This is a genomic window from Paraburkholderia sp. 40, assembly GCF_050434105.1.
GTDB classification, from domain to species: domain Bacteria; phylum Pseudomonadota; class Gammaproteobacteria; order Burkholderiales; family Burkholderiaceae; genus Paraburkholderia; species Paraburkholderia tuberum.
Map to the genome: position 1 here is coordinate 950,340 of NZ_JBNPVY010000004.1, position 14,686 is coordinate 965,025.

A 14,686-nucleotide genomic window follows, 5' to 3' on the forward strand; every position below is an offset into this window, starting at 1 on the left:
CAGCATCATACGGCGATTCCGACCGGTTGCGTGTCTGGCGTCGATCGAGCCGCCTGCGGCGGGCAGTCTTTGCGGCTTGCGCCTGCCCTCGGATCGACTACTGGTGGTTGCCTGTTCGGCGATGCACGACTCAATCCCCTTCAGCGCGCAGTTGCACTCGTCGGCGCAAGCATGGGCGACGGACGTCGCTGGAGTGCCGCCGATACTCGATGAAACACAAAGGGCGCCTCTTTCTACTACCTGTCGCGCGGTCAAGATTTCTGACGTTGCCACGCCGTCCGCAATAACCGGCGGCACCGCCATCTCAAGCGCTGCAGCGCTCAAACACCGGCCAGCTCCGATTCGGACACGACCTATTTTCGCCCCATCTCAAAAATATAGACTGAACCCAGTTAGAGAGATTCAGCACAGGCCAGTCCCCGAGTGGCGCAGCAGAATCTGGCCGGTTCTTACGGCGGCCATGAGCTTGCGGGAACGTTATGCCTCCTTTTTGCAGCTGATATTGAACGGCAAAAAACGGCAACGGCAATTTGGCATTAGTTCGCATAACTCAATTCCTTTTCAAACTTTAAACGGAATCATGTAATGAACAAGTCCTATCGCACTATCTGGAATGAAGCCCTTGGGTCGTGGGTGGCAGCCTCCGAGAATGCTGTTGCGGGCGGCAAGCGTAACAAGGCAAAGGTTTGTGCAGTTGTAGCGACTGCGGTTGTGGCCGTAGCCTCGTGGGCGCCGGCAGCGCACGCACAGTACAACGCGGGCGGAGGTGTCGCCAAGGGATTACATTCGATTGCAATTGGCTCAGGGGCAAAGACTGATGGTACGAATGTCAACAGCATAGCTATGGGGTATAACGCTTTCGCAACTTCTGGTACGTCGGCAGGTGCATATAGTGCTACGGCTATCGGCACGAATGCGAACGCAGTCGGCGATGGTGCTGCGGCACTCGGTGATAACGCCAGGGCCATTGCGGACAAGGCGACTGCAATTGGTCGCGATGCAATCGCCAACGCGGTACAGTCAAGCGCAATCGGCGCAGGCGCCGCGGCGAGTGGGGAGGGCTCCACAGCAGTCGGCGCAGAATCCAATGCAAGCGGGGACGGGGCGACAGCACTCGGCCTTCAGGCGAGCGCATCGGCTAGGAACTCAGTCGCTTTGGGGTTTGGCGCACTTAGCACAGGCGACGCTGGCATTGCAATTGGTCAGCTAGCTACTTCGGAAGGGACTGCCTCCATGGCGATGGGTGCATACGCCAATTCGACAGGGAACTACTCAGTTGCGATGGGTCTGCTCGCTGATTCGGCAGGGGATAACTCAGTGGCACTGGGTCATGGCGCCTCTGCATCGGCGGCTAACTCGGTGGCCCTGGGTTCGGGTTCGACCACGACGGCCGACCTTAGCGCAGCAGCTTACAACCCGGGTACGACTGCACTGTCGGGCACGGCCAGCGGCGAAGTGTCGATGGGTTCGTCGGGCAGTGAACGTCGCGTGACGAACGTGGCGGCGGGTTCGGCTGCAACGGATGCAGTGAATGTTAGCCAGTTGCAATCGGAAGCGGCAAAGTCGAACAGCATTGGCGCCAGTGCGGCAGCAGCGCTCGGCGGTGATGCTGTCTATAACTCGACGACCGGCGCGATCAGCGCGCCGAGCTACAGTGTGGGTGGCACCACGGTCAGCAATATCGGTGATGCAATTACCAACATCGACAGCCGTACTACGCTGAACACGACGAACATCGCGACCAACACGACGGCGATCACCAGCATCGACGGCCGCGTGACCAACGTGGAAGGCTCGGTCACGAACCTGACGCAGCAACTGGACGGCGGCAGCGTCGGCCTGGTGCAGCAGGACGCGGCCAGCAAGGCCATCACGGTGGCCAGGGACCTGGACGGCACGACGGTGGACTTCGGTGGCACCGATGGCGTTCGCTCGCTGAGCGGCGTGAAGGCCGGTGCGCTGAGCGACACCAGCACCGAAGCGGTGAACGGTTCGCAGCTGCACGCGACCAACCAGAACGTGACGACCAACACGGCCAGCATTGCGGCCAACACGACGAACGTTGCGGCCAACACGACGGCGATCACCAGCATCGACGGCCGCGTGACCAACGTGGAAGGCTCGGTCACGAACCTGACGCAGCAACTGGACGGCGGCAGCGTCGGCCTGGTGCAGCAGGACGCGGCCAGCAAGGCCATCACGGTGGCCAGGGACCTGGACGGCACGACGGTGGACTTCGGTGGCACCGATGGCGTTCGCTCGCTGAGCGGCGTGAAGGCCGGTGTGCTGAGCGATACCAGCACCGAAGCGGTGAATGGTTCGCAGCTGCACGCGACCAACCAGAACGTGACGACCAACACGGCCAGCATTGCGGCCAACACGACGAACGTTGCGGCCAACACGACGGCGATCACCAGCATCGACGGCCGCGTGACCAACGTGGAAGGCTCGGTCACGAACCTGACGCAGCAACTGGACGGCGGCAGCGTCGGCCTGGTGCAGCAGGACGCGACCAGCAAGGCCATCACGGTGGCCAGGGACCTGGACGGCACAACGGTGGACTTCACCGGCGCGAATGGCGTGCGCACGCTGGGCGGCGTGAAGGCCGGTGCGCTGAGCGACACCAGCACCGAAGTGGTGAACGGTTCGCAGCTCTACGCGACCAACCAGGCAATCGCGAACGCGAGTCGCTACTTCAAGGCGGGCGGCCTGGAGGATGGCACGGACGATGCGATCGCGGCAGCCAAGTCGGTTGCGGTCGGTGCGGGCGCATCCGCCAATGTGGGCAGCGCAGCAACCGCTAGCTGGAATAATCCTCTTGTCTCGGGCAACGGCTCCAACACGGATATCAATGGTGTTGCTATCGGAGCTAACGCTCGTGCTTCGCTGGGCGGTATTGCACTTGGCGACACGGCCGTAAGCGATAGTTATTCTGGTGTAGCGCTGGGCGCATACACCGTAGCTGGCTCGCATGGAACCGCGGTCGGCGCAGGCGCGATGGCCCAGGGTACGGATAGTTCTGCGCTGGGGTACAACGCCCTTGCCACGGGAGGAAGTGCAGCGGCAATGGGTAACTTTTCGACTGCCTCGGGCGACAAATCCGCGGCACTTGGCGCGAAGGCGAATGCACAGGCGGCGAATTCGGTGGCGCTGGGTGCAGATTCGATCGCAGACCGCGACGATGCGGTGTCGGTTGGCAACGCGACGCTCAAACGCCAGATCACGAATGTGGCGGCCGGTACGCTGTCGGCTAGCAGCACGGACGCGATGAACGGCAGCCAGCTGTACGGCACGGCATCGAGCGTGGCCCAGGCACTGGGTGGCGGTTCGACCGTGAACGCGGACGGCACGATCAGCGCACCGAGCTACGCCGTGGGCGGCACGACGGTGCATAGCATCAGCGATGCTGTTACCAACATCGACGGCCGTACGACGCAGAACGCGAGTGACATCGCGCAGAACACCGCGAATATCACGAACGTGCAGAACCAACTGGCTGATGGCTCGGTGGGTCTGGTGCAGCAGGACGCGACCACCCGTGACATTACGGTTGCCAAGGACACCGACGGTACGGTGGTGAACATGGCGGGCACGGCGGGCGACCGCACAGTGACAGGCGTGGCCGCAGGCGCGGTGAACGCGTCGAGCGTGGATGCGGTGAACGGCAGCCAGCTGTATGGCACGGCGTCGAGCATGGCCCAGGCACTGGGTGGCGGCTCGACCGTGAACGCGGACGGCACGATCAGCGCACCGAGCTACAGCGTGGGCGGTACGACCCTGCATAGCGTAGGCGATGCCGTCACCAACCTGGATGACCGGGTCACGCAGAACACCACGGACATCACGAAGCTGCAGACCCAGGTGGGCGATGTCGGAACGCAACTGTCGGGCGCGGTGCAGTACGACCGTAACGTTGACGGTTCGGTGAACTTCGGTTCCGTGACGCTGGGTGGAGGCCTGGGCGCGGGTCCGGTGGTCCTGACCAATGTGGCCAACGGCACGAGCCAGTACGACGCGGTGAACTTCGGCCAGCTGTCGGCGTTGCAGGACCAGGTGACGGATCTCAACGGCCAGGTGAAGGATCTCGGTTCCCAGGTGTCGAACATCCAGCCGGTCACCCCGGATGTTTCGTCGTCGGACCGCAACAATGACGCAGTGGCTAACGCGGCGATGCCGGGTACCGGTGCGGGCAGCACGGTGGTCGGGGCAAACGCCAGCGCCGCAGCGGAGAACGCGGTGGCAGTGGGCACCAATGCGGCGGCGACCGGCGTCGACTCGACAGCGATCGGCACGGGCTCGCAGGCTGGCAATGCGAACTCGGTGGCGTTGGGTCAGGGCTCGGTGACGGACCGCGATAACTCGGTGTCGGTGGGTTCAGCGGGTCACGAACGCCAGATCACCAACGTCGCAGCGGGTACCGCAGACACGGATGCAGTCAATGTCGGTCAGATGAACAGCTCGGTCGCACAAGGCGTTCAGCAGGCCAACAACTACACCGATCAGCGTATCAACGCGACCAACCAGGCAGTCAACAATCTCGCCAGGAACGCCTACTCGGGAATCGCCGCCGCTACCGCGCTGACGATGATTCCAGAAGTCGATCAAGGCAAGAAACTGTCGTTCGGTATCGCGGCAGCGACTTACAACGGTTATCAGGCGATCGCACTGGGCGGTACTGCTCGTATCAAGGACAACATCAAAGTGAAAGCGGGTGTTGGGATGTCCGCGGGTGGCACGACTGCCGGGATTGGTGCCTCGTATCAGTGGTAAGCGGTTGGCGGGAAAGGGTGCGTGTGCCCTCTCCCGATTTTTCACGATCCCCAGACTTCTTTCGTGGGAACAAAGTGGCAGTTGAACTGCCCTTCTAGAACCTGCCTTGCCCACTTGCCGCACCCAAGGATAGAGTTGCAGTGAACGGGACTCTAGCAGTTAAGTCATTTCGGACAACCTGACGTCGGTTGCCAAGCGGTAACTCGCTTCAATTCCCCCCGCACAAAGAAGGTTGACGGTTTTTCGAGCAGCGCGATGAAAGCGCAGGGTCGCTTCCTGTGTTCATTCTGTGGAAGGAGGACTGTCCGGTGTTTTCTGCGCCGAAGTCACCATTCCATTATCCAACGCATATCGGAACAGATCGACTTCTCGCTCAATGCCGAGCTTTTCCATCGCTTTCATTTTCTGAGTACTGATGGTTTTCTTGCTGCGACTCAGCCGTTCGGCAATTTCGTTTACCGTCAGGCCCGATGCGAAAAGGCGCACAACTTCGGATTCGCGCTGACTCAGGACGTCCGAGGAGCCCCTGCCCCGGCGGTTCCAGTCAATCGACTGGACGATCTCGTTGATGGTCGGCGAATAATATTTGCCGCCATGATGGACGGCATGAACGGCGGGGATAAGGTGGGTGGCAGCGTCGGACTTGCTCACGATGCACATTACACCTTGCGTCACGAGCGCACGTATTACTGCCGGGTTGTCCAGCATCGTCAGCACAACGATCTTGATGTCAGGATACCGGCGCTTTATAAACGAAAACAGAGCAATTCCATCACCGTATTCGCCCGCAGGCATCGCGTAATCGGATACGACAACGTCACATTGCGCGTTCGTGAGAAGCGCGATCAGTTCAGTCGAGTTGCTGGCTTTCCCTACCAGTCGGATCGTGCTCACCTCTGCAAACTCGTGTTCGATACCGATCAGCATCATGGGGTGGTCATCAGCCAGTATGACCCGAATTTCGGAGGCGACCATATTGTCAATGTCATTGAAATAGGACATCACTATGATAGTCACCGTGAGCTATATGCGCTCGGCGGGTTTACCTTCACATAATGCGATCTCGCGCTTCGTTTCAGCGCAATACATGAGGCGTTTAACTCATCGCGTCGACGGATTGGCAGCCAGGTAAGTCGGGATGAACCTCCCCGAAACATCGAATGCGCTACGCGCAACCCTCTTAACCCGTTCTGTCCAGCGCCTCCAGCAATGGACCAAGATAAGCCTCATACGGCTTCCAGCGACCTGTCGAGCTTCCTATAGATCGGCTGACGCACCTGATTAAGACTGGCGGTGCGCACGACGCGACGGTTTTCATGGAAGCGCAGACAAGCGTCATCCCAGGGCAGGTCGAGAAAATTCACCAGACGTCGCGCCTCGCCTTCGAGGTCATCGACGACCGCTTCGTAATCGACCTCGATGAAGCGCCCGGCCGGTAGCGCGCTGCGCCAATGTGCCATGAGCCGCTCGTAGTAACGGGAATACTCGCCGAGTTCGGTCAGCTCGTAAGCGAACGGCTGATCGCCCGCAAACAGTTTCGTGTAGCAGGAAAGACAGGTGTCGACCGGGTTGCGCCGCGCGTGAATGATGCGCGCGCCCGGCAGGACCAGCGGAATCAGCCCGGCACGCAGGAAATTGGCCGGCATCTTGTCGACGAGACGCGAACGGCCCTGTGCAAGCGCCTCGACGCGCTCGAGATAGCACCAGCTGCGTTCCCGGAACATTGATTCAGTCGCAATCGTTTGGCGTCTCTAATACTCGGGGGCGTTGACGCTATGCAGACTACGAGCCTCGCCTCTCGACGTATGCGATTGTTCTGGTTGGCAAGACGGTTGTTCACTTCGACGCGCCGGGGATGGTTGGCGGCCCATTGCCCCGCTTGCGCAGTCGATGCGATGCCGAGTGTCCCGGCCATTGCGACGACGACACTGCCAATCAAGGTTTTGCGACGCGCGGCAATCGAAATCGCGAAGCGATCGCTGCATTCGTTGTGGCGCGCGAAGTAGTATTCTCGCAATGCACGCGGTCGACCGATCATCTGACTTGAGGAGCCGGGCCAATGGAAAGCATCGACATACTTGTCGTGGCGGCATTCGCTTTTGTCGCCAGCCACTTTCTCCTGTCCCATCCGCTGCGGGCGGGTATGGTCCGGGCAATCGGCGAACGGGGCGCCATGGGCGTCTATTCGCTGATTGCGATACTGACGTTCGGCTGGATGGTCATGGCTTACGACAGGACGCCCGTCTCCGATCCGCTATGGCCGGCAGGCGACGCGCTGTGGGCAGTTGTGACCATGCTCATGCTGATCGCGTCGATCCTTCTGATGGGCTCCCTGATCCGCAACCCGGCGTTGCCCACCGGCGGCCGACCCACCGCGTTTCCCGACGCGGCGCGCGGCGTGTACGCAGTGACCCGTCACCCAATGATGTGGTCGTTCGCGCTCTGGGGACTGTGCCATATCGCCGTGTTCCCGGTCACCCGGAACATCGTGCTTGCCGGGGCGATCATCATCCTCGCGCTGGTCGGTGCCGCGCTACAGGACCGCAAGAAACGGCGGCTGCAACCCGATCTGTGGCCCGCATGGGAATCGAAGACGAGCTATCTGCCGTTCGCGGCGATCGCCGCCGGCCGCGCGCGGCTGGGCGGGTTCGGCATGCACGCGCTGGTGGGCGGCGTCGTTTTCTGGCTCGTCGCGACCTGGGCGCATATCCCGCTCTCCGGTTGGCCCGCGGGCATCTGGCGCTGGCTCTAGCCGGCAGATTCCACGAGATCTGTTCTCGTGGCGCAAGACTCTTTGTCCACGGTGTGTGTTCGAATTCGCGGCGGATGCGCCTACAGTGCCCTCCATCGGGTCCATCGATTCGAACGGCCAGCAGGCCAGATCAATCACACTGTGAGACAAACCATGAGCACTTCCAAAGTCGTCATCGTCACTGGCGCATCGCAAGGCATCGGCGCTGAAACCGTCAAAGCCTTCCGCGCGCAGGGTCATCGCGTCGTCGCCACGGCTCGTTCCATCGCACCGGCCGTCGAGGCCGACTATGTCGCTGTGGCCGGCGACATCGGCAACGCCGCTACCGCCCGCCGCGTCGTCGACGCTGCCATCGAGCACTTCGGACGCGTCGATACGCTCGTCAACAACGCGGGCATCTTCATCGCGAAGCCGTTCACGCAGTATACCGCCGAAGACTACGCGGCAATCCTGAGCGTCAACCTGAACGGCTTCTTTTACATTACCCAGTACGCGATCGACGCGATGCAGAAGCACGGCAGCGGTCACGTGGTCAGCATTACCACGACGCTCGCCGAAAAGGCGAACAGCAAGGTTCCGTCGGTGCTCGCGTCGTTGACGAAGGGCGGCCTGAATGCCGCGACGCGTTCGCTCGCCATCGAATACGCGCGCGCCGGTATCCGCGCCAACGCGGTGTCGCCCGGCATCATCAAGTCGCCGATGCATCCCGCCGAATCACACGCGACGCTCGCCGGGATGCATCTTTGGCGACATCGATGAATGCGTCGGATAACTTACGGCTTTTCTACTTGCCGTTCGCGCCGAGCACGACGGTCAACGCCTTGCCGCTTTCGCACAGCGACGTGAAGCGGTCGTTACCCGACGGATAGGCGAGCACGCAGCCGTCCGTGTCGATTTCGGCCGTGACCTGATGCGTGGCCGTGTTGACCTCGGTGACCGCTGTCGCGGGCGTGATGTTCGACACGTAGAGCCACCTGCCCTCTTTGGACATCGAAGTGTTGTACGGCGACGGCACGCTTTGCGCGTGCTTCGGCGGAATCGCGACTTCGCCGGTGATCTGCAGTGTCGTGTTGTCGGTCGTTTCGACGTCGTCGGTACGCCCGCCGTACGAGCCGCGCGCGAAGTAAGTCGTCGCGACGTAGCTCGTCTTGTGGTCGGGGCTGATCGCGAGACCCGGCGCGAAGCCGGCATCGATCTGGCCGAGCAGGCGGTTGCTATCGGCGTCAATCACGTACGTGCGCGCGTCCGTCATCGAACGGAAGTTCACGTCCATGACGTACACCTGATGCGGGCTTTACGCCGGCATCTTCGCGATCGTCAGGTCTTCTGCTTGTTCGACTGCGAGTACCTGAGTCGATATCGCGACGCTGCTCGCCATCAGCAGCGCCCATCTCCGTTTTCTTTGCAAGGCGAATCACCGCGAAGTGATGCCGCGGCAGCTCGCCGTTGAAACGCGGGTCGGCGCATCACGGCATACGGTTTGCCGATATTGGAGGTTGCGGGGACGCATGCGCCGCGAGCAGCTGCTGATGGCGTGCTTCGGTGGCGTCGTCGGCGGGGAACATGCATTCGATGCGCAACTCCTGCGCGGCCACGTTTTGCGGTGTGCCCACGGTCGTGACCATCGAGAAATAGCGCAGCACCACGCCCTCGCTGATGAAGCCGAGCGGAACCATCGGCAGCGTCGCGGGTGTCGTGGACGAGCCATGATGCGTCTTCCAGTCGCGCGGCACGTCGGGATACGCAAGCAGTTCATCGAGTAGACGCTTCGTGTTGGCGCCGATTACATGACCGACCGACTCGCGATACACGCGTTGCAACAGACTTCGCGCGACCTCCTCCCACTCGGCGACGAACGGACGCATGCCATGTGGATCGAAGATCAGATGCAGCATGTTGCGCGGGCCTTCGCGCGCGGTCATGTCGATGAAGCAGTTGAAGAAGCGCGGGGCCGCGTCGTTGGTCATCAGCACGTTCCAGTCGCGGTCCATCACGAGCGCCGGAAACGGCTCATGCTGACGCACGACCCGTTCGAGCGCGCGAACCACGCCGTGCATTTCCTGCGCATTCCACGGTGCTTCCGAATAGATCGGTGCATAACCCGCCGCAAGCAGCAGCGCATTGCGCTCGCGCAGCGGCACGTCGAGGGTCTGCGCAAGCGTCAGCAGCGTGTCGCGGCCCGGCACGCTGCGCCCGCTTTCGATGAAGCTGATCTGCCGCTGCGAGATGCCGGCCTCGAGCGACAGATCGAGCTGACTCACGCCACGCACGTCACGCCAATAGCGCAACAGACTGCCGAGATCGCCAGGCTGCACTTTCGGATCGTGACTCGTGACGTTCATGGTGTTGCCCTCCTGTTGATGCCTGAACGGGATCGCTTCAGCGCGCGGGCGCGTGCCACGCGAATTCGGCGAACTGCGTTTCGAGCGGCGGCTCGGTCACGCTGCCGGTGTAGTTCGTGATCGTCGACGCGGCGACCACCGCAACCACCTCGAGAATCTGCTCCGCGCTGAAACCTGCCGCGAGAAAGCGTTGCCGGTCCTCATCGGCGAGGCGGCCGCGTTTTTCGATCAGCGTGCGCGCGAGCGTCGACAGCGCCGCGAGCCTCGTGTCGTCGGGCACGCCGCCGTGGCGGATCGCCTCGACATCGGCGCGACGCAGGCCCGCGTTCATGCCGAGCGCGCTATGAAACGCAACCGCCCATTCGCTCGCGTTCGTCACCGCGTTGGTGAGCAGCAGCGTCTGGATCTCCGGTTCCGTCAGACTGCTCGCATGCACGCGCTCGAACAGGCCGATGAAGCCGTTGATCAGCACCGGCGAAGCCGCCATCTTGGCCGCGATGTTCGGAATCAGGCCGAACGCCTGCTGCAGTTTGCGGAGCACGGGTTTCGATTGCTCGGGAGCGGACTCGATCGTGTGAACGGGATAGCTGGACATGGTATCTCCTTGACGTGTGCGCCATCGGAGCGACGGCGCGGTAGTCGAAGAGTAGAGGCAGCCGCGCGGCTCGCCAATTACATCGGATGTCATCGCCATCAACCATGCGGCGGCGGCTTCTTTCTGGCGAGCCGCCTGGACGCGGACTATCATTTTGGAGTTTGTTCCCCTCTTGTCCCGTTCGTCACTGGAAAGGAGAGAACATCATGCCCAAGATGAAAGCAGTCGAAGTGAAGCAGGCCGGCGGCCCGCTCGAACTGGTCGAACGCGAAGTGCCCGAGGCGGGCGCGGGCCATGTGCGTATCAGGATTCAGGCTTGCGGCATCTGCCATAGCGATGCGATGACCAAGGAAGGCCTGTGGCCGGGCCTGGCCTATCCGCGTGTGCCCGGTCACGAGATCGCGGGCGTGATCGACTCTGTCGGTGCGGGTGTCGAGGGCTGGCAGGTCGGGCAGCGTGTCGGGGTCGGCTGGCACGGCGGGCATTGCGGCAAATGCGAACACTGCCGCCAGGGCGACTTCGTGCTGTGCAAGTTCGCCCTCATCCCCGGCATCAGCTACGACGGCGGCTACGCCGAATACATGGTGGCCCCGGTCGAAGCCCTGGCGCGCATTCCCGACGATCTGTCCGACGTCGATGCCGCGCCGCTGCTCTGCGCGGGCATCACGACGTTCAACGCGATACGCAATAGCGGCGCGCGCGCCGGTGACGTGGTCGCGATTCTCGGGATCGGCGGTCTCGGTCATCTCGGCGTGCAGTTCGCGCGCAAGATGGGCTTTCGCACGGTGGCGATCGCGCGCGGTCAGGACAAGGCCCCGCTCGCGCAGCAACTGGGCGCGCATCACTACATCGACAGCAAAACGGAAAACGTCGCCGAGAAGCTGCAGGCACTGGGCGGCGCGAAGCTGATACTCGCCACGGTGACGAGCGGCAAGGCGATGACCGCGACGCTCGGCGGTCTCGGCCTGAACGGCAAGCTCGTGATGGTCGGCGTGTCCGAAGAGCCGGTCGAAGTGCCGATCGTGCAGTTCATCATGGGACGCAACTCGGTGCAAGGCTGGCCCTCCGGCACCTCGGCCGATTCGCAGGACACGCTCGCGTTCAGCGCGCTCACCGGTGTCAAGCCGATGATCGAAGAGTATCCGCTCGCCGAGGCAGCGCAGGCCTTCGACCGGATGATGAGCGGTCACGCGCGTTTCAGGGTGGTGTTGAAGATGGTCTGAGTGGTTGCCTCCGGCGGAGGCAATGGAGATTGTATGACCATACTGGTTACGGGCAGCACGGGTGTCATCGGCACCCGGTGCTCGAACATCTGAAAGGCGGCGGCGCGGAAGCAGTGACGAGGCGAAGAAAAAGCGCGCCTGCCGGCATCCCGGCAAGCGCGCTCGATGACTTCGCAAATCCACCTTCAAAAACTGCGTCGACGTGGCAAAGAACCACTCGCCAGCACTGGCTGGATCAAGCCAGATCGAAACGATCCAGATTCATCACCTTGACCCACGCGGCAACGAAGTCGCGCACGAATTTCTCCTTGCCGTCCTCGCTCGCGTAGACCTCGCTCAAGGCGCGCAGCACCGAGTTCGAGCCGAACACCAGATCGACGCGCGTACCGGTCCACTTGACCTCGCCGCTCTTCGTGTCGGCACCTTCGAACGTTTCCGCGGCCTCCGACACCGGCGTCCATTCCGTACCCATGTCGAGCAGGTTACGGAAGAAGTCGTTGGACAGCGTTTCCGGCTTGCTCGTCAGCACACCATCGCTGCCGGCGCCCACCTTCAGCACGCGCAGGCCGCCGATCAGCACCGTCATCTCGGGCGCCGCCAACGTCAGCTGTTGCGCCTTGTCGATCAGCAGCTTCTCCGCCGCCACCGGAAACTTGCCGCCCAGATAGTTGCGGAAGCCGTCGTGGACCGGCTCCAGCACCGCGATCGCTTCGACGTCGGTCTGCTCCTGCGACGCATCCATGCGACCCGGCGAGAACGGCACCGTCACCTGCTGCCCGGCGTTCTTCGCGGCCTGCTCGATACCGGCGCCACCCGCCAGCACGATCAGGTCGGCAAGCGAAATCTTCTTGCCGCCGGACTGCGCACCGTTGAACTCGCTCTGGATGCCTTCGAGCACCTTCAGCACCTTCGCGAGCTCAGCGGGCTGGTTGATGGCCCAGTCCTTCTGCGGTGCGAGCCGGATGCGCGCGCCGTTGGCGCCGCCGCGCTTGTCCGAGCCGCGGAACGTCGAGGCCGAGGCCCACGCGGTCGTGACCAGCTGCGACACCGACAGCCCCGACGCGAGGATCTTCTGTTTCAGCGCCGCGACGTCCTTGTCGTCGACGAGCGGGTGATCGACGGCCGGAATCGGGTCCTGCCACAGCAGTTGCTCCGACGGCACTTCCGGGCCAAGATAGCGGGCGCGCGGACCCATGTCGCGGTGCGTCAGCTTGAACCACGCGCGCGCGAACGCGTCGGCGAACTCGTCGGGGTTGGCCATGAAGCGCCGCGAGATCTTTTCGTAGATCGGGTCGAGGCGGAGCGACAGGTCGGTCGTCAGCATCGTCGGCAGCACTTTCTTCGACGGGTCGTGCGCGTGCGGATACGTGGCCTGCGCGTCCTTCGCGACCCACTGGTTCGCACCCGCCGGGCTCTTCGTCAGCTCCCACTCGTGGCCGAACAGGCTCTGGAAGTAGCTCATGTCCCACTGCGTCGGCGTCGCGGTCCACGTGACTTCGATTCCGCTCGAGATCGTATCGCCGCCCTTGCCGGTGCCGAAGCTGCTGCGCCAGCCGAGCCCCTGGTTCTCGAGGCCAGCACTTTCCGGTACAGGGCCGACGCTATCGGCAGGACCCGCGCCGTGCGTCTTGCCGAACGTGTGGCCTCCGGCGATCAGCGCGACCGTTTCCTCGTCGTTCATCGCCATGCGGCCGAACGTTTCGCGGATGTCGACTGCCGCGGCGAGCGGATCGGGATTGCCGTCCGGGCCTTCCGGATTCACGTAGATCAGGCCCATCTGCACCGCGCCGAGCGGGTTTTCGAGGTTGCGTCCGGGCGGATCGGTGCGGCTCTTCTCAGTGCCGTGCAATTCCTCGTCGGCGACGATCACGCCTTCGTCGCTTTCCCTGCCGGCCGCGCCCTTGCCGTAGCGCACGTCGCCGCCGAGCCAGGTCTTTTCATTGCCCCAGTAGACGTCCTGATCCGGTTCCCACGTGTCCTCGCGGCCGCCGCCGAAACCAAAAGTCTTGAAGCCCATCGTTTCGAGCGCGACATTGCCGCTCAGGATCATCAGGTCGGCCCACGAAATTTTCTGGCCGTACTTCTGCTTGATCGGCCACAGCAGTCGGCGCGCCTTGTCGAGGCTCACGTTGTCCGGCCAGCTGTTGAGCGGCGCGAAACGTTGCTGGCCGCGCCCTGCGCCGCCGCGGCCGTCGCCGATGCGGTACGTGCCGGCGCTATGCCATGCCATACGGATCAACAGCGGACCGTAGTGGCCGAAGTCCGCGGGCCACCAGGGCTGCGAATCGGTCATCAGCGCGGCGAGGTCTTTCTTGACCGCGGTGTAGTCGAGGCTCTTGAACGCCTCGGCATAGTTGAAGTCTTTGTCTAGCGGATTGGAGCGGTTCGAATGCTGGTTGAGCAGGTCGAGGCGCAATTGCTTCGGCCACCAGTCTCGATTGGTCGTCCCGCCGCCGGCGGTATGGATGAACGGGCACTTTGCTTCGTTTGACATGCGTTCTCTCCTTTGGAGGATGTCTCCGTTGTCGATCGGAGTCGGTGCCTCGGCACTTTCTCCAATCCCATGCAAGGTACTTGTTATGCGTTTGTCATCGTGTCAGGCTTGCGTGGCAATTTGACGATCCGAAAACCCGACGGTCAGCCGAATGACTCGGCAGTGCACTCATGAAATCCAGGGTCGAGTGAAACGTAGCCGTTTCTGTAACGGATGACTCCGGTCGGCGCGCCACTCCTATTCGAATATAGGCGAGGACAAAGTTCAATAGAATTCGAATACGGCAATGCTGGTAATAGACGGCGACTATAGCGGGCGGAAAACGAGCGGCGCCCTGCATCACTGTATGCCGATCGATCGTCACCGCGTCGAAGCTTGAGCGCACCTGGCTGTTTTGCGCCAGGCGCAGCCGACTGTGTGATAGGGTTTCGCGTTTCGTCCGCAACAGAGTGGGCACTGCTTTCTTTTCAGGCGAGCGCTTCTGACAGCACCTGAGCGGAGCAGAATGAC

Annotated in this window: 7 protein-coding genes and 4 pseudogenes; 5 read left to right on the plus strand and 6 right to left on the minus strand. The window is 62.5% G+C overall.

The features are described from left to right. Positions 1-585: 585 nt before the first annotated feature. Positions 586-1,197, plus strand: a pseudogene (locus tag OKW28_RS26055) (ESPR-type extended signal peptide-containing protein); the annotation flags it as partial. Beyond that, the gene (locus OKW28_RS26060; protein WP_429454461.1) at positions 1,198-4,770 is read left to right on the plus strand and encodes a YadA family autotransporter adhesin; all 3,573 of its coding nucleotides are present in this window, start codon (positions 1,198-1,200) and stop codon (positions 4,768-4,770) included. It abuts the pseudogene before it with no gap. 282 nt (positions 4,771-5,052) lie between these two features. Here OKW28_RS26060 and OKW28_RS26065 read toward each other — a convergent pair whose 3' ends face one another. Together OKW28_RS26065 and OKW28_RS26070 are read right to left on the minus strand one after the other, a co-directional pair. Beyond that, entirely contained in the window at positions 5,053-5,772 is a 720-nt protein-coding gene (locus OKW28_RS26065; RefSeq protein ID WP_429450034.1) for a response regulator, read from the minus strand. A 178-nt stretch (positions 5,773-5,950) separates the two neighbouring features. Continuing rightward, positions 5,951-6,470, minus strand: a pseudogene (locus OKW28_RS26070) (sulfotransferase family protein); the annotation flags it as partial. A gap of 359 nt (positions 6,471-6,829) precedes the next feature. Between OKW28_RS26070 and OKW28_RS26075 the strand changes: the two are divergent. Further along, on the plus strand, positions 6,830-7,522 hold the full coding sequence (locus OKW28_RS26075) for an NnrU family protein (RefSeq protein WP_429450036.1): 693 nt from the start codon (positions 6,830-6,832) through the stop codon (positions 7,520-7,522). 153 nt (positions 7,523-7,675) lie between these two features. After that, positions 7,676-8,263: pseudogene (locus tag OKW28_RS26080) on the plus strand (SDR family NAD(P)-dependent oxidoreductase); the annotation flags it as partial. A gap of 46 nt (positions 8,264-8,309) precedes the next feature. Here the strand turns inward: OKW28_RS26080 and OKW28_RS26085 are convergent. The 3 genes and pseudogenes from OKW28_RS26085 to OKW28_RS26095 all read right to left on the minus strand — a co-directional run. Continuing rightward, positions 8,310-8,900, minus strand: a pseudogene (locus tag OKW28_RS26085) (amine dehydrogenase large subunit); the annotation flags it as partial. An 88-nt stretch (positions 8,901-8,988) separates the two neighbouring features. Further along, positions 8,989-9,864, minus strand: a complete 876-nt coding sequence (locus OKW28_RS26090) for a helix-turn-helix domain-containing protein (RefSeq protein WP_429450037.1) — start codon at positions 9,862-9,864, stop codon at positions 8,989-8,991. A 37-nt stretch (positions 9,865-9,901) separates the two neighbouring features. Continuing rightward, positions 9,902-10,459, minus strand: a complete 558-nt coding sequence (locus OKW28_RS26095; protein WP_429450038.1) for a carboxymuconolactone decarboxylase family protein — start codon at positions 10,457-10,459, stop codon at positions 9,902-9,904. Positions 10,460-10,665: 206 nt separating this feature from the next. On the opposite strand from OKW28_RS26095, the gene OKW28_RS26100 reads away from it, so the two are divergent. After that, positions 10,666-11,682: an alcohol dehydrogenase gene (locus OKW28_RS26100; RefSeq protein WP_429450039.1), complete on the plus strand. Its 1,017-nt coding sequence runs from the start codon at positions 10,666-10,668 to the stop codon at positions 11,680-11,682. Between the two features lie 235 nt (positions 11,683-11,917). Here OKW28_RS26100 and katG read toward each other — a convergent pair whose 3' ends face one another. Next, positions 11,918-14,176, minus strand: a complete 2,259-nt coding sequence (katG, locus tag OKW28_RS26105) for a catalase/peroxidase HPI (protein WP_429450041.1) — start codon at positions 14,174-14,176, stop codon at positions 11,918-11,920. Positions 14,177-14,686: the final 510 nt, after the last annotated feature.

What these genes read in the sequence shown, in the direction of transcription:
- OKW28_RS26075 (WP_429450036.1), top strand. Translation starts at nt 6,830, where the DNA reads ATGGAAAGCATCGACATACTTGTCGTGGCGGCATTCGCTTTTGTCGCC.
- OKW28_RS26090 (WP_429450037.1), bottom strand. Translation starts at nt 9,864, where the DNA reads ATGAACGTCACGAGTCACGATCCGAAAGTGCAGCCTGGCGATCTCGGC.
- katG (WP_429450041.1), bottom strand. Translation starts at nt 14,176, where the DNA reads ATGTCAAACGAAGCAAAGTGCCCGTTCATCCATACCGCCGGCGGCGGG.
- OKW28_RS26065 (WP_429450034.1), bottom strand. Translation starts at nt 5,772, where the DNA reads ATGTCCTATTTCAATGACATTGACAATATGGTCGCCTCCGAAATTCGG.
- OKW28_RS26100 (WP_429450039.1), top strand. Translation starts at nt 10,666, where the DNA reads ATGCCCAAGATGAAAGCAGTCGAAGTGAAGCAGGCCGGCGGCCCGCTC.
- OKW28_RS26095 (WP_429450038.1), bottom strand. Translation starts at nt 10,459, where the DNA reads ATGTCCAGCTATCCCGTTCACACGATCGAGTCCGCTCCCGAGCAATCG.